The organism is Achromobacter sp. SIMBA_011 (genome assembly GCF_046535435.1).
Taxonomy (GTDB): Bacteria; Pseudomonadota; Gammaproteobacteria; order Burkholderiales; family Burkholderiaceae_B; genus Achromobacter; species Achromobacter dolens.
In genome coordinates this window covers 1-333 of record NZ_JAWRWN010000178.1, presented here as the reverse complement: position 1 = coordinate 333, position 333 = coordinate 1, and the positions used below count along the sequence as shown (strand labels likewise).

Genomic DNA, 333 nt, shown 5'->3' with positions numbered 1-333 from the left:
GTCCGGGTCGAACGCGCGGATCGAATCCACCTGATCGTCGAACAAGTCAATGCGGTAGGGCAGCGGCGAGCCCATCGGGAACAGGTCGATCAGCGAGCCGCGCACGCAGTATTCGCCGGGCCGCACGACCTGGCTCACGTGCTCGTAGCCGGCGAGCGTTAGCTGCGCTTTCAGCTTCGCCTCGTCGAGCCGCTCGCCCTGCGCGAACGCGAACGTGTAGGCGGCCATGAACGACGCGGGCGGCATCCGGTACAGCGCGGTGGTCGCGGGCACCAGCAGGATGTCGCAGCGGCCCTCGCCGAGGTCGTGCAGCGTCGCGAGCCGCTCGGAGAC

General features: G+C 69.1%; 1 protein-coding gene. It reads right to left on the bottom strand.

Translation table 11 applies throughout. From position 1 onward, the window contains the following. A partial coding sequence (locus SB816_RS30460; protein ID WP_410548047.1) for a hypothetical protein occupies positions 1-333 on the bottom strand: 333 nt, incomplete at both ends.